The sequence below is a fragment of the Kitasatospora sp. LaBMicrA B282 genome, assembly GCF_050325825.1.
Taxonomy (GTDB): domain Bacteria; phylum Actinomycetota; class Actinomycetes; order Streptomycetales; family Streptomycetaceae; genus Kitasatospora.
Genome location: NZ_JBNQTI010000005.1, coordinates 97325 through 119448 on the forward strand (window position 1 = coordinate 97325; position 22124 = coordinate 119448).

Annotated in this window: 1 protein-coding gene; it reads left to right on the forward strand. The window is 72.8% G+C overall.

Annotated elements, in window-relative coordinates; all coding sequences use genetic code 11:
• The first annotated feature begins 115 nt into the window (after nt 1-115).
• The gene (locus ACQRUO_RS02940; RefSeq protein ID WP_428314081.1) at nt 116-22123 is read left to right on the forward strand and encodes a non-ribosomal peptide synthase/polyketide synthase; all 22008 of its coding nucleotides are present in this window, start codon (nt 116-118) and stop codon (nt 22121-22123) included.
• The last annotated feature ends 1 nt before the right edge of the window (nt 22124 follow it).

The window sequence follows — 22124 nt, forward strand, 5'->3', positions numbered from 1 at the left end:
CCGGCGGCTGCTCCCACCCCCTCATACCGTCCTCGGACCGTGCGCGGCCGAGGGCGATGTCCCCCTGCGCCGACGCCCCAGCGCGCGGCCGTTGCGAAACGAACCGGAGCACACCATGTCGGACACCCAAGCCGTCACCTGGCCCCTGACGACCGGACAGTCCGGAGTGTGGTTCGCCCAGCAGCTGGACCCGGCCAACCCCGCCCACCGGATCGCCGAGTGCCTGGAGATCCACGGCCCGGTCGACCCGGCGCTCTTCGAGGCCGCGCTGCGACAGCTGGCCACCGAGGCCGAGATGCTCCGGCTGCGCTTCCCGGAGCAGGACGGCCAGGTCCGGCAGACGGTCGTCCCGCTCGCCGAGACGCCGGTGCTGGTGCACGACGTGAGCGACCAGGCCGACCCGTGGGCCGCCGTGCAGGCCTGGATCGAGCGGGACCTGGCCCGGCCGGACGACCTGGCGCACGGCCGGACCGGCGTGCTGGCGATGTTCCCGGCCGGCCCGGACCGGCTCTTCTGGTACCAGCGCGCCCACCACCTCGCCGGCGACGGCTACAGCGGCGCGCTGCTCGCCGGCCGGGCCGCCGAGATCTACACCGCCCTGGTCGAGGGCCGTCCCACCGGCACCCCGTTCGCGCCCTACGCCGACCTGCTGGCCGAGGAGGACGCCTACCGCGCCGGTGCGCAGTTCGCCGCCGACCGCCGGTACTGGACCGAGCGCTTCGCCGACCGCCCCGAGGCGGTCAGCCTCGCCGGCCGCTTCGCCCCCGCCTCGCACACCCACCTGCGGCACACCGTCGACCTCTCCGCCACCACCGCGGAGCGGCTGCGGGCGGCCGCGCGCGGCCTGCGCACCAGCCTGCCCGTGCTGCTGGCGGCCGCCGGCGCGCTCTACACCCACCGCCTGACCGGCGCCACCGACATCGTCCTCGGCCTGCCCGTCACCGGCCGCGCCACCCCGCTGCAGCGCAGCACCCCCGGCATGCTCGCCAACGTGCTGCCGATCCGGCTGACCGTGCGCCCGGAGACCGGCCTCGCCGAGCTGGCCCGCCAGGCCAGCCGCACCATGCGCGAGGGCCTGCGCCACCAGCGGTACCGCTACGAGGAGTTGCAGCGCGAGCTGAACCTGGTCGGCGGCGGCCGGCTGTTCGGGCCGACCGTCAACGTCATGTCCTTCGACTACGACCTGCGGTTCGCCGGGCTCCCCGTCACCGCGCGCAACCTCTCCAACGGCTCGGTCGACGACCTGGCGTTCGTCCTCTACGACCGGCAGGGCGGGGACGGCGTCCAGCTGGTGGTCGACGCCAACCCGGCGGTGTACCGGGACCGGGAGGTCGTCGAGCACGCCGAGCGGTTCGCCCGGCTGCTGGGCAGCCTGGCCGAACTCGGCGACACCGCCGCTCCGTTGGGGCAGGTCGGCCTGCTCGGGGCGGCGGAGCGGGAGCGGGTGCTGCGGGAGTGGAACGACACCACGGCGGAGGTGCCCGCCGGCACGCTTGCGGACCTCTTCGAGGCCCAGGCGGCGCGGACGCCGGAGGCGACGGCGGTGGTCTTGGAGGGCGTCGAGCTGTCGTACGCGCAGCTGAACGCCCGGGCCAACGGCGTGGCGCGGGCGCTGGTGGAGCGCGGGGTGGGGGCGGAGTCGCGGGTGGCGGTCAGCCTGCCGCGGTCGGTGGAGTTGGTGGTGGCGCTGCTGGCGGTGGTCAAGGCGGGCGGGGCGTACGTGCCCGTCGACCCGGAGCTGCCGGCGGAGCGGATCGCGTACGTGCTGGCGGACTGCGCGCCTTCGCTGGTCCTGACCGACGTCGAACTTGCCACTGAGGTACCGCAGTTGCTGGTCAGCGAGATCGCTGCTTCCGACGCGGTGAACCCGTCCCGCGAGCTGCTGCCCGAGCACCCCGCCTACGTCATCTACACCTCGGGCTCGACGGGGCGCCCGAAGGGTGTGGCGGTGCCGCACCGCGGCATCGTCAACCGGTTGGCGTGGATGCAGGCCGAGTACGAGCTCACCGCCGCTGACCGGGTACTGCAGAAGACACCGTTCGGATTCGACGTCTCGGTGTGGGAGTTCTTCTGGCCACTGCTGGAAGGCGCCACGCTGGTGGTGGCACGTCCGGGCGGGCACCGGGATCCGGCGTACCTGGCCTCGGTCATCCAGCAGGAGCGGATCACGGTGGCGCACTTCGTGCCGTCCATGCTCCAAGCGTTCGTGCAGGAGCCGGCTGCAGCCGGCTGCACGGGCCTGCGCGCGGTGCTCTGCTCGGGCGAGGCCCTGCCCGCCGAACTGCGCGACCGATTCTTCTCGGTCCTCGACGTCCCGCTGCACAACCTCTACGGGCCCACCGAGGCCTCGGTGGACGTCACCGCCTGGGACTGCCGAACCAACAGCACCACCGTCCCGATCGGCCGACCGGTCTGGAACACCCAGCTCTACGTGCTCGACGCCGCCCTCCAGCCGACGCCGGTGGGCGTGCCCGGCGAGCTGTACCTGGCGGGCGTCCAGCTCGCCCGCGGCTACCTCGGACGCCCCGACCTCACCGCCGAACGCTTCATCGCCAACCCCCACGGCCCCGCCGGCTCACGGATGTACCGCACCGGCGACCTCGTCCGCTGGACCACCGACGGAGCGCTGGAGTACCTCGGCCGCACCGACTTCCAGGTCAAGATCCGCGGCCTGCGCATCGAACTCGGCGAGATCGAGCACGCGTTGACCACGCACCCCGGCGTCGTCCAGGCCGCGGTCCTGGTCCGTGACGAGCGCCTGGTCGCGTACCTGGTTCCCGCGGAGGGGCTCGATGGGGCCGACCTGCGGGCGCACCTCGCCACCGTGCTGCCCGACTACATGGTTCCGGCCGCGTTCGTCGCGCTCGACTCGCTGCCGGTCACCGCCAACGGCAAGCTCGACCGGAACGCCCTGCCCGACCCCGAGTTCACCACCACCAGCGGCTACCGCGCACCCACCACCCCGCGAGAAGAACTGCTCTGCGAGGTCTTCGCCGAGGTCCTCGACGTCCCGCAGGTCGGCGTGGACGACAACTTCTTCGAGCTGGGCGGCCACTCGCTGCTCGCCGTCACGCTGGTGGAGCGCCTGCGGGCCCGCGGCGTGCAGATCGACGTCCGGACGCTCTTCGCCGCACCGACCGTCGCCGGGCTGGCCGTCGCCGCGACCACGGCCGGCCTCGTCGTACCGCCGAACCGGATCCCCGCCGGTGCCGAGGCGATCACCCCGGAGATGCTGCCGCTGGTCGGGCTCACCACCACGGAGATCGCGGCGATCACCGCGGAATTCCCGGGCGGCGCCGGCAACATCGCCGACATCTACCCGCTCGCCCCGCTCCAGGAAGGGATCCTCTTCCACCATCTGATGGGTGCGGAGACCGGTGGCGGAGACCTGTACGTCCTGCCGACCACTCTGGCCTTCGACTCGCGCGAGCGCCTCGACGGCTTCCTCGCCGCCCTCCAGCAGGTCGTCGACCGCCACGACATCCTGCGCACCGCCCTGCTCTGGGAGGGCCTGCGCGAGCCGGTCCAGGTGGTCGCGCGCCGTGCCGTGCTGCCCGTCGAGCAGGTCGAACTCACGTCCACCACCGACGTGGTGGGACAGCTCGCCGCCGCCGGTGCGGCCCCGATCGACGTCCGCCGGGCACCACTGTTGCGCGCGTACTTCGCCGCCGAGCCGGAGGGCGACCGCTGGCTGCTGCTGCTCCAGTGCCACCACCTGGTCACCGACCACACGGCCATCGAGGTGATGCTCGCCGAGATCCGCGAGATCACCGCCGGCCGCCAGGACGAGCTGCCCGCGCCGCTGCCGTTCCGCGACTTCGTCGCGCAGGCCCGGCTCGCGGTGTCGCGCGAGGAGCACGAGCGCTACTTCGCCGAGCTGCTGGGTGACGTCGACGAGCCCACCGCGCCGTTCGGCCGGCTGGAGGTGCACGGCGGCGCCGGTGACGTGGCGGAGGCCCGGGTGTCCCTGGACGCCGACCTCGCCGCGCGGCTGCGCGAGCGGGGTCGAGCACTGGGCGTGAGTGCGGCGACGCTCTTCCACGTGGCCTGGGCGCGGGTGGTGGCCGCGACCTCGGGCCGCGACGACGTGGTCTTCGGGACCGTGCTCTTCGGCCGGATGAACGCGGGCAGCGGCGCCGACCGGGTGCCCGGCCTCTTCATCAACACCCTGCCGGTGCGCGTTGCCACGGCCGGAGTGGACGTGCTGGAGGCGACGCGCGCGATGCGCGGACAGCTCGCCGAGCTGCTGGTGCACGAGCACGCCCCGCTCGCCCTCGCCCAGCAGCACAGCGGCATCGGCGGCGGCGCACCGCTGTTCACCGCGCTGCTCAACTACCGCCACGGCCAGGGTGTCGCCATCGACGCGGCCGCCGAGCTGGGCCTGCACGGCGTCGAGATCCTGCACGTGCACGAGCGCACCAACTACCCGCTGACGCTCTCGGTCGACGACCTCGGTACCGGGTTCGTCCTCACCGCGCAGACCCTCGCCCCGGTCTCCGCGGCGGCGGTCTGCGAGCTGACCGCCACCACGCTGCGGAACCTGGTCACCGCGCTGGAGTCCGAGCCGGCCACGGCCCTGGAGCGCGTGGCGGTGCTGGCCGACGCGGAGCGGGAGCGGGTGCTGCGGGAGTGGAACGACACCGCGGTTGACGTGCCCGCCGGCACGCTCGCGGACCTCTTCGAGGCCCAGGCGGCGCGGACGCCCGAAGCGACGGCGGTGGTCTTGGAGGGCGTCGAGCTGTCGTACGCGCAGCTGAACGCCCGGGCCAACGGCGTGGCGCGGGCGCTGGTGGAGCGCGGGGTGGGGGCGGAGTCGCGGGTGGCGGTCAGCCTGCCGCGCTCGGTGGAGCTGGTGGTGGCGCTGCTGGCGGTGGCCAAGGCAGGCGGGGCGTACGTGCCCGTCGACCCGGAGCTGCCGGCGGAGCGGATCGCGTACGTGCTGGCGGACTGCGCGCCTTCGCTGGTCCTGACCGACGTCGAACTTGCCACTGATGTACAGCAGTTGATCGTCGGCGAGATCACGGCCTCCGACGCCGTGAACCCGGAGCGCGAGCTGCTGCCGGAGCACCCGGCGTACGTCATCTACACCTCGGGCTCGACGGGACGCCCGAAGGGTGTGGCGGTGCCGCACAACGGGATCGTGAACCGGTTGGCGTGGATGCAGGCCGAATACGGTCTCACCGCCGCCGACCGGGTGCTGCAGAAGACGCCGTTCGGGTTCGACGTCTCGGTGTGGGAGTTCTTCTGGCCGCTGCTGGAAGGCGCCACCCTGGTCGTCGCCCGTCCGGGCGGGCACCGCGATCCCGCCTACCTGGCCTCGCTCATCCAGCAGGAACGAATCACGGTCACGCACTTCGTGCCCTCCATGCTCCAAGCGTTCGTCCAGGAGCCGACGGCTGCCGACTGCACGGGCCTGCGGGCGGTGCTCTGCTCGGGTGAGGCACTGCCGGCCGAACTGCGCGACCGGTTCTTCTCGGTCCTCGACGTCCCGCTGCACAACCTCTACGGGCCCACCGAAGCCTCAGTCGACGTCACCGCCTGGGACTGCCGCCACAACAGCACCACCGTCCCGATCGGCCGACCGGTCTGGAACACCCAGCTCTACGTGCTCGACGCCGCCCTCCAGCCGACGCCGGTCGGCGTGCCGGGTGAGCTGTACCTGGCGGGCGTCCAGCTCGCCCGCGGCTACCTCGGACGCCCCGACCTCACCGCCGAACGGTTCATCGCCAACCCCCACGGCACCGCCGGCACCCGGATGTACCGCACCGGCGACCTCGTCCGCTGGACCACCGACGGCGCCCTCGAATACCTCGGCCGCACCGACTTCCAGGTCAAAATCCGCGGCCTGCGCATCGAACTCGGCGAAATCGAACACGCCCTCGGCGCCCACCCGAACGTCGCACACGCCGTCGTGCTGGTCCGCAACGAGTTGCTCGTCGCCTACCTGGTCGCCACGGGCGAGCTCGACCAGACCGACCTGCGCGCGCACCTCGCGACCGTGCTGCCCGACTACATGGTCCCGGCGGCCTTCATCGCGCTCGACTCGCTGCCGGTCACCGCCAACGGCAAGCTCGACCGCAACGCCCTGCCCGACCCCGAATTCACCACCACCGACGCCTACCGAGTCCCGCGAACCCCCCGCGAAGAACTTCTCTGCGAGATCTTCGCCGACGTCCTCGACGTCCCGCAGGTCGGCGCAGACGACAACTTCTTCGACCTCGGCGGCCACTCGCTCCTCGCCACCCGCCTGGTCAGCCGCATCCGCACGACGCTGAATGTCGAGCTGCCGATTCGCGCGCTCTTCGAGGCCCCCACCGTCGCCGGCCTGGCCGCTCGCCTCGACGGTGCGGGCCACCGGCGCCCGGAGCTGGTCGCCGGTCCTCGTCCCGAGGTGCTGCCGGTCTCCTTCGCGCAGCAGCGGCTCTGGTTCCTCGGTGAGCTCGAAGGCCCGAGCGCCACCTACAACCTTCCGATGGCCGTTCGCCTCACCGGCACCCTCAACGCCGAGGCGCTCCAGGCGGCGCTGCTCGACGTCCTCGCCCGCCACGAGGTGCTCCGCACCGTCTTCCCGACCGTCGATGGTGAGCCGCAGCAGCGGGTGATCGCGGCCGAATCCGTCGACTCCCTGCTCACTGTGGTCGACGGATTCGACGAGCAGGAACTGGCCCGCGCCGGGCGGCACGCTTTCGATCTCGCCACTGAACTCCCACTGCGGGCTTGGCTGTTCACCGAGTCGTCCGACGCCCACGTGCTGCTGCTGGCCGTGCACCACATCGCGGGCGACGGCTGGTCGCTCGCCCCGCTGGCGCGCGACCTCTCCACCGCCTACACCGCCCGCCTGGCCGGCCACGCCCCCGCCTGGCAGGCCCTGCCCGTCCAGTACGCGGACTACGCCCTCTGGCAGCGCGAGCTGCTCGGCTCGACCGACGACCCGGAGAGCGTCCTCAGCCAGCAACTCGCCCACTGGCAGGCCGCTCTGGCCGACCTGCCCGAAGAGCTCGCCCTGCCGACCTCGCGTCCCCGCCCCTCCGTGGCCAGCCACGACGGCGGCACCGTCGACCTCACCATCCCCGCCGACCTGCACACCCGGCTCACCGAGTTGGCCCGCCGCGAGGGCGTGACGCTGTTCATGGTGCTGCAGGCGGCACTCGCCGTCCTGCTCTCCCGCCTCGGCGCCGGGACCGACATCCCGATCGGCACCCCCATCGCCGGACGCACCGACGAAGCCCTGGACGACCTGGTCGGCTTCTTCGTCAACACCCTCGTCCTGCGCACCGACCTCTCCGGCGCCCCCACCTTCAGCGAGCTGCTGGCGCGCGTCCGGGAGACCGACCTGGCCGCCTTCGCGCACCAGGACGTCCCGTTCGAGCGCCTGGTGGAGGCCCTGACCCCGTCGCGCTCGATGGCCCGGCACCCGCTCTTCCAGGTCATGCTGACGCTGCAGAACAACGCCGAGGCGGAACTTGAGCTGCCCGGCCTGGCTGCCGCGGTGCTGCCCACCGGCGACCTGCCCGCCAAGGTCGACCTGGCCATCGAGCTGGGCGAGACGACCGACGCCGCCGGCGCGCCGAACGGCCTCCACGGCATGCTGACCTTCGCCCGCGACCTCTTCGACGCCGACGCGGCCGCCTCCCTCGCCGAGCGCTTCGTGCGCGTCCTCGACACGGTCGTCAGCGCCCCCGAGCAGCCGCTCGCCGGCGTGGCGGTACTGACCGAGGCCGAGCGCCACCGGATCCTGGTCGACTGGAACGACACCGCGACCGAGGCGCCTGCCGGCACGCTTGCGGACCTCTTCGAGGCCCAGGCGGCGCGGACGCCGGAGGCGACGGCGGTGGTCTTGGAGGGCGTCGAGCTGTCGTACGCGCAGCTGAACGCCCGGGCCAACGGCGTGGCGCGGGCACTGGTGGAGCACGGGGTCGGACCCGAGTCGCGGGTGGCGGTCAGCCTGCCCCGCTCGGTCGAGCTGGTCGTCTCCCTCCTCGCGGTCGTCAAGGCCGGCGGCGCGTACGTGCCCGTCGACCCGGAGCTACCGGCGGAGCGGATCGCCTATGTCCTCGAGGACTGCGCGCCCGCTCTGGTTCTCACCGAGGCCGAACTGCCGACCGCCGTAACCCAGCTGCGGGTCGCTGACATCACGATGGCGGACGCGGAGAACCCGAAGCGCGAGCTGCTGCCGGAGCACCCGGCGTACGTGATCTACACCTCCGGGTCGACGGGGCGCCCGAAGGGTGTGGCGGTGCCGCACCGCGGCATCGTCAACCGGTTGGCTTGGATGCAGGCCGAGTACGGGCTGACTGCTGCCGACCGGGTGCTGCAGAAGACGCCGTTCGGGTTCGACGTCTCGGTGTGGGAGTTCTTCTGGCCGCTGCTGGAAGGCGCCACGCTGGTGGTGGCGCGTCCGGGCGGGCACCGCGATCCGGCGTACCTGGCCTCGGTCATCCAGCAGGAGCGGATCACGGTGGCGCACTTCGTGCCCTCGATGCTCCAAGCGTTCGTCCAGGAGCCGACCGCTGCCGGCTGCACCGACCTGCGCGCGGTGCTCTGCTCGGGTGAGGCTCTACCGGCCGAGCTGCGCGACCGGTTCTTCTCCGTGCTGGACGTCCCGCTGCACAACCTCTACGGGCCCACCGAGGCCTCGGTGGACGTCACCGCCTGGGACTGCCGGCAGAGCGGTTCCACCGTCCCGATCGGCCGACCGGTCTGGAACACCCAGCTCTACGTCCTCGACGCCGCCCTCCAGCCGACGCCGGTCGGCGTGCCCGGCGAGCTCTACCTGGCCGGCGTCCAGCTCGCCCGCGGCTACCTCGGCCGCCCCGACCTCACCGCCGAACGCTTCATCGCCAACCCCCACGGCCCCACCGGCACCCGGATGTACCGCACCGGCGACCTCGTCCGCTGGACCACCGACGGAGCGCTGGAGTACCTCGGCCGCACCGACTTCCAGGTCAAGATCCGCGGCCTGCGCATCGAACTCGGCGAGATCGAGCACGCGTTGACCACGCACCCCGGCGTCGTCCAGGCCGCGGTCCTGGTCCGTGACGAACGCCTGGTCGCGTACCTGGTTCCCGCGGAGGGGCTCGATGGGGCCGACCTGCGGGCGCACCTCGCCACCGTGCTGCCCGACTACATGGTCCCGGCCGCGTTCGTCGCGCTCGACTCGCTGCCGGTCACCGCCAACGGCAAGCTCGACCGCAACGCCCTGCCCGACCCCGAGTTCACCACCACCGACGCCTACCGAGCCCCGCGCACCCCGCACGAAACCCTGCTCGCCACGCTCTTCGGCGAGGTGCTGAACGTTCCTCAGCCGAGCATCGACGACAGCTTCTTCGACCTCGGCGGCCACTCACTCCTCGCCACCCGCCTGGTCAGCCGCATCCGCACAGCCCTGGACGTCGAGCTGCCGATCCGCACCCTCTTCGAGGCCCCCACCGTCGCCACGCTCGCCGAGCGCCTCGACACCACCGACCGCCGCCGCCCCGCCCTCACCGCCGCCACCGCCCACCCCGATCAGCTGCCGCTCTCCTTCGCCCAGCAGCGCCTCTGGTTCCTCGGCGAACTCGAAGGCCCAAGCACCACCTACACCATCCCGATGGCCGTCCGCCTCACCGGCACCCTCAACACCGAGGCGCTCAACGCGGCACTGCTCGACGTCCTCGCCCGCCACGAGGTGCTCCGCACCGTCTTCCCGACCGTCGACGGCGAACCCCGCCAGCAGGTGATCCCGGCCGGGGCCATCGGTTCGCTGCTGACCCTGGTCGACTCCTTCGACGAGAAGGCGGTCGCCCGCGCTTCGGAGCACTCCTTCGACCTCGCCGCAGACGTTCCGCTGCACACGTGGCTCTTCGCGTCCGGGCCGATGGAGCACGTACTGGTCGTGGTGCTCCACCACATCGCCGGTGACGGCTGGTCGCTCGCCCCGCTGGCCGCCGACCTCTCCACCGCCTACACCGCCCGCCTGGCCGGCCACGCCCCCGCCTGGCAGCCACTGCCCGTCCAGTACGCGGACTACGCCCTCTGGCAGCGCGAGCTGCTCGGCTCGACCGACGCCCCGGAGAGCGTCCTCAGCCAGCAACTCGCCCACTGGCAGGACGCTCTGGCCGACCTCCCCGAAGAGCTCGCCCTGCCGACCTCGCGTCCCCGCCCCTCCGTGGCCAGCCACGACGGCGGCACGGTCCACCTCGAGATACCGGCCGAACTGCACTGCCAGCTGGTCGAGTTGGCTCGCACCGAGAGCGTGACGCTGTACATGGTGCTGCAGGCGGCACTCGCCGTCCTGCTCTCCCGCCTCGGCGCCGGGACCGACATCCCGATCGGCGCCCCGATCGCGGGCCGCACCGACGAAGCCCTGGACGACCTGGTCGGCTTCTTCGCCAACACCCTGGTGCTGCGCACCGAAATCACTGGCGACCCCACCTTCAGCGACCTCCTCGCCCGAGTCCGCAACGCGAGCCTGGCCGCCTACTCGCACCAGGACATCCCCTTCGAACGCCTGGTGGAGACCCTCGCGCCGTCCCGCTCGATGGCCCGCCACCCGCTCTTCCAGGTCATGCTCGCCCTGCAGAACACCACGCAGGCCGTCCTCGACCTCCCCGGCCTGGCCGCCACCGTGGTGCCGACCGGCGACCTGGCCGCCAAGTTCGACCTGGCCATCGAGCTGGGCGAGACGACCGACGCCGCCGGCGCGCCGGCCGGCCTCCACGGCACGCTCACCTTCGCGCGTGACCTCTTCGACGCGGCAGACGCCGAGCAGCTCGCCGAGCGGCTGATCCGGGTCCTGAACAACGTCGTCGCCGAACCGGGCCGTCCGGTCCAGGCCATCGACGTGCTGGACCCGGCCGAGCGCCGTCGCGTCCTCACCGACTGGAACGACACCGCGGCCGAGGTGCCCGCCGGCACGCTCGCGGACCTCTTCGAGGCCCAGGCGGCCCGGACGCCCGAAGCGACAGCGGTGGTCTTCGAGGGCGTCGAGCTGTCGTACGCACAGCTGAACGCCCGGGCCAACAGCGTGGCGCGGGCGCTGGTCGAGCACGGGGTCGGACCCGAGTCGCGGGTGGCGGTCAGCCTGCCGCGCTCGGTCGAGCTGGTCGTCTCTCTCCTCGCGGTCGTCAAGGCCGGCGGCGCGTACGTGCCCGTCGACCCGGAGCTACCGGCGGAGCGGATCGCCTATGTCCTCGAGGACTGCGCGCCCGTACTGGTCCTCAGTGACAGCGAACTTTCCACTGATGTACCGCAGTTGCTGGTCGGCGAGATCGCGGCTTCCAACGCGGTGAACCCGGAGCGCGAGCTGCTGCCCGAGCACCCCGCCTACGTCATCTACACCTCGGGCTCGACCGGCCGGCCCAAGGGTGTGGCGGTGCCGCACCGCGGCATCGTCAACCGACTCGCCTGGATGCAGGCCGAGTACGGTCTCACCACCGCTGACCGGGTACTTCAGAAGACACCGTTCGGGTTCGACGTCTCCGTCTGGGAGTTCTTCTGGCCCCTGCTGGAGGGCGCCACGCTGGTGGTGGCGCGTCCGGGCGGGCACCGGGATCCCGCCTACCTGGCCTCGCTCATCCAGCGCGAGCACATCACCGTCACCCACTTCGTGCCCTCCATGCTCCAGGCCTTCGTCCAGGAGCCCACCGCCGCCGACTGCACGGGCCTGCGCGCGGTGCTCTGCTCGGGTGAGGCCCTGCCCGCGGAGCTGCGCGACCGGTTCTTCTCCGTGCTGGACGTCCCGCTGCACAACCTCTACGGGCCCACCGAGGCCTCGGTGGATGTCACCGCCTGGGACTGCCGCCACAACAGCACCACCGTCCCGATCGGCCGACCGGTCTGGAACACGCAGCTCTACGTGCTCGACGCCGCTCTCCAGCCGACGCCAGTCGGCGTACCCGGCGAGCTGTACCTGGCGGGCGTCCAGCTCGCCCGCGGCTACCTCGGCCGCCCCGACCTCACCGCCGAGCGTTTCGTCGCCAACCCCCACGGCCCGGCAGGTTCGAGGATGTACCGCACCGGCGACCTCGTCCGCTGGACCACCGACGGCGCCCTCGAATACCTCGGCCGCACCGACTTCCAGGTCAAAATCCGCGGCCTGCGCATCGAACTCGGCGAAATCGAACACGCGCTGACCACGCACCCCGCCGTCGTCCAGGCCGCAGTCCTCGTCCGCGACGAACGCCTGGTCGCCTACCTCGTCCCCACGAACAACCTCGACCAGACCGACCTGCGCGCCCACCTCGCCACCACCCTGCCCGACTACATGGTCCCGGCCGCCTACGTCACCCTCGACGCCCTCCCCGTGACCGCCAACGGCAAGCTCGACCGGAATGCTCTCCCCGCCCCCGAGTTCACCACCACCGACGCCTACCGAGCCCCGCGCACCCCGCACGAAACCCTGCTCGCCACGCTCTTCGGCGAGGTGCTGAACGTTCCTCAGCCGAGCATCGACGACAGCTTCTTCGACCTCGGCGGCCACTCACTCCTCGCCACCCGCCTGGTCAGCCGGATCCGCACGGCCCTGGACGTCGAACTGCCGATCCGCGCCCTCTTCGAGGCCCCCACCGTCGCCACGCTCGCCGAGCGCCTCGACACCACCGACCGCCGCCGCCCCGCCCTCACCGCCGCCACCCGCTCCGGGGAGACGCCGCTCTCCTTCGCCCAGCAGCGCCTCTGGTTCCTCGGCGAGTTCGAAGGCCCGAACGCCACCTACAACATCCCGATGGCCGTCCGCCTCACCGGCACTCTCGACACCAACGCACTGGAGACCGCACTTCGCGACGTCGTCACCCGGCACGAGGTACTCCGCACCGTCTTCCCCACCGTCGACGGCGAACCCCGCCAGCAGATCCTGGCGCCGGAAGCGCTGGGCTCGATGCTGACCGTGGTGGACGCCCTGGACGAGCGGGCGATCGGCACGGCCAGCGCTCACTCCTTCGACCTCGCCACCGAACTCCCCCTGCGGGCCTGGCTGTTCACCGAGGCACCGGATGCCCAGGTGCTCGTCGTGGTGCTCCACCACATCGCCGGTGACGGCTGGTCGCTCGCGCCGCTGGCCGCCGACCTCTCCACCGCCTACACCGCCCGCCTGGCCGGCCACGCCCCCGCCTGGCAGCCACTGCCCGTCCAGTACGCCGACTACGCCCACTGGCAGCGCGACCTGCTCGGCACGACCGACGACCCCGACAGCCTGCTCACCCAACAACTCACCCACTGGCAGCAGGCCCTGGCCGACCTCCCCGAAGAGCTTGCTCTCCCGACCACCCACCCCCGCCCCGCCGTGGCCAGCCACGACGGCGGCACCGTCGACCTCACCGTCCCCGCCGACCTGCACACCCGCCTCACCCAGTTGGCCCGCGCCCAGCGGGTGACCCCGGCCATGGTGCTCCAGGCGGCGCTCGCCACCACGCTCTCCCGCCTCGGCGCGGGCACCGACATCCCGATCGGCACCCCCATCGCCGGACGCACCGACGAAGCCCTGGACGACCTGGTCGGCTTCTTCGTCAACACCCTCGTCCTGCGCACCGACCTGTCCGGCGACCCCACCTTCACCGAGCTGCTCGCCCGGGTCCGGGACATCAATCTCGCCGCCCACGCCCACCAGGACATCCCCTTCGAACGCCTGGTGGAGACCCTCGCGCCGTCCCGCTCGATGGCCCGCCACCCGCTCTTCCAGGTCATGCTGACGCTGCAGAACAACGCCGAGGCGGTGCTCGACCTCCCCGGCCTGGCCACCACCGTGCTGCCGACCGGCGACCTCCCGGCCAAGTTCGACCTGGCGTTCGCGCTGGAGGAGACCACGGACAGCACCGGCGCACCGGCCGGCCTACGCGGCGCACTGACCTTCGCCCGCGACCTCTTCGACACCGAGGCCGCCGCTGACCTCGCCGAGCGCTTCGTCCGCGTCCTCGACACGGTCGTCAGCGCCCCCGAGCAGCCGCTCGCCGGCGTGGAGGTACTGACCGAGGCCGAGCGCCACCGGATCCTGGTCGACTGGAACGACACCGCGACCGCTCTCCCCGAAGGCACGCTGGCCGAGCTGTTCGCCGCCCAGGTCGCCCGCACCCCGGACGCGGTGGCCGTGGTCGCCGAGTCCGGCACGCTGACCTACCGCGAGCTGGACCGGCGCGCGGCCGCACTGGCCCACCGTCTGGTGGCGCACGGCGCACGCCCCGAGACGGCCGTGGCGGTGCTGATGGAGCGCTCCGCCGACCTGGTGATCGCGCTGCTCGGCGTGATGAAAGCAGGCGCCTACTACGTTCCGCTGGACGCCCGCTACCCGCAGGCCCACCGCGAACTGATCGTGGCAGAGACCGGCGCCGAGCTCGTCCTCACGGACACGGCCCTGCAGGCCGAAGCCGAGAAGCTCCCCGTCACCGTCCTGAAGCTCGCGGACCCGGACACGCACGCGGACGTCGACCAGGCCGACTTCCCCGTCCCGGCAACCCACCCCGCGCAGCTGGTGTACGTGATGTACACCTCCGGCTCCACCGGCCGCCCCAAGGGCGTCGCCGTCACCCACGCCGACGTGGTCGCGCTGACCGCGGAGCGGCGGTTCGCCGGCCCGATGGAGCGGGTGCTGCTGCACTCGCCGCACTCCTTCGACGCCTCGACCTTCGAGCTCTGGGTGCCGTTGCTGAACGGCGGCGAGGTGGTCGTGGCACCCGCCGGCGACCTCACGCCCGAGCTGCTGGGTCGGCTGGTCACCGAGCACCGGATCACCGGGATCTTCCTGACCATCGGCCTCTTCGTGCTCGCCGCGGACGAGGACCCCAGCTGCTTCACCGGTGTCCGCGAGGTGTGGACCGGCGGTGACATCGTGCCGCGCTCCGCCGTCGCCCGAGTACTGGCCGCCTGCCCCGGCACCGGCGTGATCAACGTCTACGGCCCGACCGAGACCACCACCTTCGCCACCGCACACACCGTCACCGACGGCCCGGGCGCGCTGCCGATCGGCGGTCCGCTGGACAACCTGCGGGCCTACGTGCTCGACGACGCGCTGCGCCCGGTGCCGGTGGGCAGCACGGGCGAGCTGTACCTGGCGGGCACCGGCGTGGCCCGCGGCTACCTCGACCGTCCGGGTCTGACCGCCGAACGCTTCGTCGCCGACCCCTACAGCCCGGCCGGCACCCGGATGTACCGCACCGGCGACCTGGTCCGCTGGACCCGCGGCGGTGAGCTGGACTTCGTCGGCCGTGCCGACCAGCAGGTCAAGATCCGCGGCTTCCGGATCGAGCTCGGTGAGGTCGAGGCGGCGCTGCTCGCCCACCCGGCCGTGGCCCGGGCGAACGCGGTGGTCCGCGAGGACACCCCCGGTGACAAGCGCCTGGTCGGCTACCTGGTGGCCGCGGCCGGCGCCGAGCCGGACCCGGCGGCGCTGCGCGCCGACCTCGCCGCCACCCTGCCCGCCTACCTGGTGCCGTCGGCGATCGTCGTGCTGGACACCATGCCGCTGACCGTCAACGGCAAGCTCGACCGCAAGGCGCTGCCCGCCCCGGTCTTCGCGCCGGTCGCCGCCCGTACCCCGCGTACCCCGCGCGAGGAGGTGCTGGTCGGGCTCTTCGCCGAGTTGCTCGGGGTGCCGGATGTCGGCATCGACGACAGCTTCTTCGACCTCGGCGGCCACTCGCTGCTCGCCACCCGGCTGGCCGGCCGGATCCGCACGGCGCTGGACGTCGAGCTGCCGATCCGGGTGCTCTTCGAGGCGCCGACGGTCGCGGAGCTGGCCCAGCGGCTGGACGGCGCCGGGCAGGCCCGCCCCGCGCTGACCGCGGGACCGCGCCCGGAGCGGGTGCCGGTCTCCTTCGCCCAGCAGCGGCTCTGGTTCCTGGGTGAGCTGGAGGGTCCGAGCGCCACCTACAACATCCCGCTGAAGCTGCGCCTGACCGGCACCCTGGACGTCGCGGCGCTGGAGGCCGCGCTGCAGGACGTCGTCGCGCGGCACGAAGTGCTGCGCACGGTGTTCCCGGCCGTCGACGGCCGCCCGCACCAGCAGGTGCTGCGGCCCGGCGAGTTCGGCGCGCTGCTGACCGTGGTGACGGGCACCGACGAGCAGGCCGTCACGGCATCGGCCCGGCACACCTTCGACCTGCGCAGCGAACTGCCGCTGCACGCCTGGCTGTTCAGTGAGACCCCGACCGAGCACGTGTTGGTCCTGGTCGTGCACCACATCGCCGGTGACGGCTGGTCGCTGGCCCCGCTGGCCCGTGACGTCTCCGCCGCCTACACCGCCCGCCTGGCCGGCCGCGCGCCCGCGTGGCAGCCGCTGGCGGTCCAGTACGCCGACTACGCGCTCTGGCAGCGTGACCTGCTCGGCTCGGCCGACGACGCCGACAGCCTGCTCGCCGGTCAACTCGCCTACTGGAGCACGACGCTGGCCGAGGTGCCGGAGGAGCTGGCGCTGCCGACCACGCGTCAGCGTCCGGCGGTGGCCGGCCACCAGGGCGGTACGGTCGACTTCGCCGTCCCGGCCGAGCTGCACGCCCACCTCGCCGCGTTGGCCCGCGCCCAGGGCGTGACCCCGTTCATGGTGCTGCAAGCGGCGCTGGCCACCACGCTGTCGCGCCTCGGCGCCGGGACCGACATCCCGATCGGCACCCCCATCGCGGGCCGCACCGACGAAGCCCTGGACGACCTGGTCGGCTTCTTCGTCAACACCCTGGTGCTGCGCACCGACCTGTCCGGCGGCCCGACCTTCGCCGAGCTGCTGGCGCGCGTCCGGGACGTCAGCCTCGCCGCCTTCGCCCACCAGGACGTCCCGTTCGAGCGCCTGGTGGAGGCCCTGGCGCCGTCGCGCTCGATGGCCCGGCACCCGCTCTTCCAGGTGATGCTGTCGCTGCAGAACAACACCGAGGCGGTCGTCGAGCTGCCGGGCGTCGCGGTGACCGCGCTGCCGGCGGACCCGGGCGCGGCCCGCTTCGACCTGGCCTTCACGCTGGCCGAGGCGTTCGCGGCCGACGGCGCCCCCGCGGGTCTGCGCGGCACGCTGACCTTCGCCCGTGACCTGTTCGACGCCGAGGCCGCCGCCGACCTCGCCGAGCGCTTCCAGCGAGTGCTGCACGCGGTCGTCACGGACCCGGCCCGGCCGGTCGGAAATGTCGAGGTGCTGGCCGAGGCCGAGCGTCGGCGGATCCTGGTCGACTGGAACGACACCGCGCACCAGGTACCCACCGGCACCCTGACCGCCCAGATCGAGGCCCAGGTCGCCCGCACGCCGGATGCCACCGCCGTGCTGTCCCAGGGCGTCGAGCTGAGTTACGCCGAGCTCAACGCCCGAGCCAACCGACTGGCCCGCCACCTGGTGACCCGCGGCATCGGCCCGGAGTCGGTCGTGGCGGTCCTGATCGAGCGCCGCGTCGAGTTGATCGTCGCCCTGCTCGCCGTCCTCAAGGCCGGCGGTGCCTACCTGCCGATCGACCCCGACTACCCCACCGACCGCATCGCCTACATGCTGACCGACGCCCACCCGGCCGTCCTCCTGACCACCCGGCAGACTGCTCACCTCACCGACCAGGAGCACCTCCTGATCGACGAGCTCGACCTCGCCGGGCCCGACACCTCCGCGAACCTCGACGTCGCCGTGCTGCCCCAGCACCCGGCCTACGTCATCTACACCTCCGGCTCCACCGGCCGCCCCAAGGGCGTCGTCCTGCCACACGCGGGCCTGGTCAACTACATCTCCCGCGCCGTGATCGCCTACCCGGAGCTGACCGGCAGCACCCTGCTGCACGCCTCGATCTCCTTCGACGCCGGCGTCACCGCCCTCTACGGCGCCCTCACCTCCGGCGGCCGCATCCACATCGCCCCGCTCGACGACCACCTGCCCAACGCCCTCGGCACCGACCGACTCAGCTTCCTCAAGACCACCCCCAGCGGCCTGGCCTACCTCGACGCCCTCACCGACCGACACATCCCCACCGGCCGTCTGATGGTCGGCGGCGAAGCCGTCAACGCCGCCCAACTCACCGACTGGCGCCACCGCAACCCCGGCATCGCCGTGGTCAACCACTACGGCCCGACCGAGGCCACCGTCGGCTGTACCGACTTCCTGTTCGAAGCGGCTACCGAGAGCATCACCGACGCGTCCGTGGTGCCGATCGGCCGTCCGATGTGGAACACCAGCGCCTACGTGCTCGACGACGCCCTGCGCCCGGTCCCGATCGGCGTGGCCGGCGAGCTGTACATCGCCGGCGCCCAGCTCGCCCGCGGCTACCTCGGCCGCCCCGCCCTGACCGCCGAACGCTTCGTCGCCGACCCCTACGGCCCGACCGGCACCCGGATGTACCGCACCGGCGACCTGGTCCGCTGGAACGCCGAGGGCGCCCTGGAGTACCTGGGACGAACCGACGACCAGGTCAAGATCCGCGGCTACCGGATCGAACTCGGCGAGATCGAACACGCGCTGACCACGCACCCCGGTGTCGTCCAGGCCGCGGTCCTGGTTCGCGACGAACGCCTGGTCGCCTACCTCGTCCCGCGCGGCGAACTCGACCAGACCCAGCTGCGCGAACACCTCGCCGCCACCCTGCCCGAGTACATGCTCCCCGCCGCCCTCGTGGTACTCGACACCCTCCCGCGCACCGTCAACGGCAAGCTCGACCGGAACGCGCTGCCCGCCCCCGAGTTCACCACCCACACCGGCTACCGCGCACCCGCCACCCCACACGAGGAAATCCTCTGCACAGCCTTCGCCGAGGTCCTCAACATCAGCCAAGTCGGCCTGGACGACAACTTCTTCGAACTCGGCGGCCACTCCCTACTCGCCGTCGCCCTCGTCGAACGCCTCCGCAACCGCGGCATCCAGCTCAACGTCCGCACCCTCTTCTCCGCCCCGACCGTCGCCGCCCTCGCCCAGGCCTCGGGCGAGGCCGGGTTCACGGTGCCGCCGAACCTGATCCCGGCCGGGGCCGAGGCGATCACCCCCGAGATGCTCGCCCTGGTGGAGCTGACCGCCGAGGAGATCCGGACGGTCACCGAGGCGTTCCCCGGCGGCGCGGCCAACATCGCCGATCTGTACCCGCTCGCCCCGCTCCAGGAAGGCATCTTCTTCCACCACCTGATGGCGGACGGGCAGGGCGCCGACGACCTCTACATCCTCCCGGCCTCGCTGACCTTCGACTCGCGCGATCGTCTCGACGCCTTCCTGGCTGCCCTGCAGCTCGTGGTGGACCGCCACGACATCCTGCGCACGGCGGTCTTCTGGCGGGGCCTGCCGGAGCCGGTCCAGGTGGTCGCCCGGCATGCCGAACTGCCGGTCGTCACCGTCGAACTCAGCGGCACCGACGACCCCGCCACCGAGCTGGCCAACGCCTGCCCCCGCACCCTCGACCTCACCGCCGCACCGCTGCTGCGCGCGACGATCGCCGCCGAACCGGGCACGGACCGCTGGCTGTTGCTGCTCCAGCGCCACCACCTGGTGATGGACCACACCGCGCTGGACATCCTGCTGGCCGAGATCCAGGCGATCCTGGCCGGCCGCGAGGACGACCTGCCGGCTCCGCTGCCGTTCCGCGAGTTCGTGGCGCAAGCCCGCCTCGGCGTCTCGCGCGCCGAGCACGAGCGGTTCTTCGGCGAGCTGCTCGGCGACCTGGACGAGCCCACCGCGCCGTTCGGCCTGCTGGACGTGCGCGGCGACGGCACCCGGGTCACCGAGGCCGACCGCACGCTCGCGCCCGAGCTGGCGACGCGGCTGCGCGAGCAGGCCCGGCTGCTCGGGGTCAGCGCCGCCACCCTCTTCCACGTCGCCTGGGCCCGCGTGGTCGCCGCCACCGCCAACCGGGACGACGTGGTCTTCGGCACCCTGCTCTTCGGCCGGATGAACGCCGGCACCGGCGCCGACCGGGTCCCCGGGCTCTTCATCAACACCCTCCCCGCGCGCCTGAACACCGCCGGCCTCAGTGTCACCGAGGCCGTGCGGACCATGCGGACCCGCCTCGCCGACCTGCTGGTCCACGAGCACGCCCCGCTCGCCCTGGTCCAGAAGGCCAGCGGCATCGCCGCCCCGGCCCCGCTCTTCACCACGCTCTTCAACTTCCGCCACAGCGCGCCGCGGGAGGACGGCCCGGGCGGGGCGCTGGCGGGCGTCGAGGCGGAGCACGGGCACGACCGCACCAACTACCCGCTGACCGTCTCGGTCGACGACCTCGGTGCCGACTTCCTGCTCACCGCCCAGGCGGCCACGCCGATCGACCCGGAGCTGGTCTGCGCGCTCTTCGACACCGCGGTGCAGGGGCTGGTCACAGCCCTGGAGAGCGCCCCGCAGACACCGCTCGACCGGATCGACGTGCTTCCCGAGGACCGGCGGCGCACCCTGCTCACCGAGTGGAACGACACCGCCGCCGAGACGCCCGAGGCGAGCCTGGTCGAGCTGTTCGAGGCGCAGGCCGCCCGCACTCCGGAGGCCATCGCCGTCACCTTCGAGCAGACTCACCTCAGCTACGCCGAGCTGAACACCCGCGCCAACCGCCTGGCCCACCTGCTGGTCGAGCGCGGCGTCCGTCCGGACGCGCTGGTCGCGGTGCTGATGCGCCGCTCGGCCGACCTGGTGGTCACGCTGCTCGCCGTGCTCAAGGCCGGCGGCGCGTACGTGCCGATCGACGCGCGGGCGCCCGAGGCCCGGATGAGCACCGTCTTCCGGGCGGCCGGCGCCGGTCTGCTGCTGGTCGACGCCGTCACCCGGGAGCACCCGTTCGTCCAGCAGGCCGCCGCCGAGGCCGCGGACCTGGTGCTGGTGGACGCGACCACCGGAGGTGACAACCCGGACGACCCGGCCCGGCGCCCGCTGCCGGACCAGCGCGCCTACGTGATGTACACCTCGGGCTCCACCGGCGTGCCGAAGGGCATCGCCAACACCCACCGCGGCGTGGTGGACCTGGTGCTGGCCCACTGCTGGCGGGAGACCGAGCCACGGCGGGTGCTCTTCCAGTCGCCGCACGCCTTCGACGCCTCCACCTACGAGCTGTGGGTCCCGCTGACCGCGGGCGGCACGGTCGTGGTGGCGCCCGAGGGCCGGCTGGACGCCGCGGCGATCCGGGCCTTGGTGACAAAGCACGAGCTGACCCAACTGCACCTGACGGCAGGGCTGTTCCGGGTGCTGGCGGAGGACGACCCGGCCGCGTTCGCCGGCGTCCTGGAGGTCGGCACCGGCGGTGACGTGGTCCCCGCGACGGCCGCTCGCCGGGTGCTCGAGGCCTGCCCCGGCATCGTGGTCCGCAACACCTACGGTCCTACCGAGACCACCCTGTGCGCCACCCAGATCCCGCTGGCGAGCGGCGCGGCGGTGCCGGCGGTGCTGCCGATCGGCCGGCCGATGGACAACACCCGCGCCTACGTGCTGGACGCCGCGCTGCGCCCGGTCCCGCCGGGCACCACGGGTGAGCTCTACCTCGCCGGGACCGGCCTGGCCCGCGGCTACCTGGACCGCCCGGACCTGACCGCGGAGCGCTTCACCGCCGACCCGTTCGGCGCGGCGGGGTCCCGGATGTACCGGACCGGCGACCTGGCCCGGTGGACCGCCGACGGCCACCTGGAGTTCGCCGGCCGCGCCGACGACCAGGTCAAGATCCGCGGCTTCCGGATCGAACTGGGCGAGGTGGAGGCCGCGTTGAGTGCGCACCCCGCGCTCTCGCACGCCGCCGTGCTGGCCCGCGAGGACCGTCCCGGCGACAAGCGCCTGGTCGGCTACGCGGTCCTGGCGGACCCGGCCGGGGCCGCGGTCACCGCCGAGCAGCTGCGCCGCCACCTGGCCGACGCGCTGCCCGACTACATGGTGCCCTCGGCGATCGTGCTGCTGGACCGGCTGCCGATCACCGCCAACAACAAGCTGGACCGCAAGGCCCTGCCGGCCCCCGAGCTGACCGCCGCGGTGGCTCACCGCCCGCCGACCACGCCCCGCGAGGAGCTGCTCTGCGAGGCGTTCGCGCAGGTCCTGGGGATCGAGAAGGTCGGTCTGGACGACGACTTCTTCGACCTCGGCGGGCACTCGCTGCTCGCCACCCGGCTGGTCAGCCGGATCCGCACGGCGCTGAACGTCGAGCTACCGATCCAAGCCCTCTTCGAGGCCCCCACCGTCGCCGGGGTCGCCGCGCGACTCGATTCTCTGCACAAGGCTCGGCCCGCCTTCCGGCCGATGCGTAGGAAGTAGG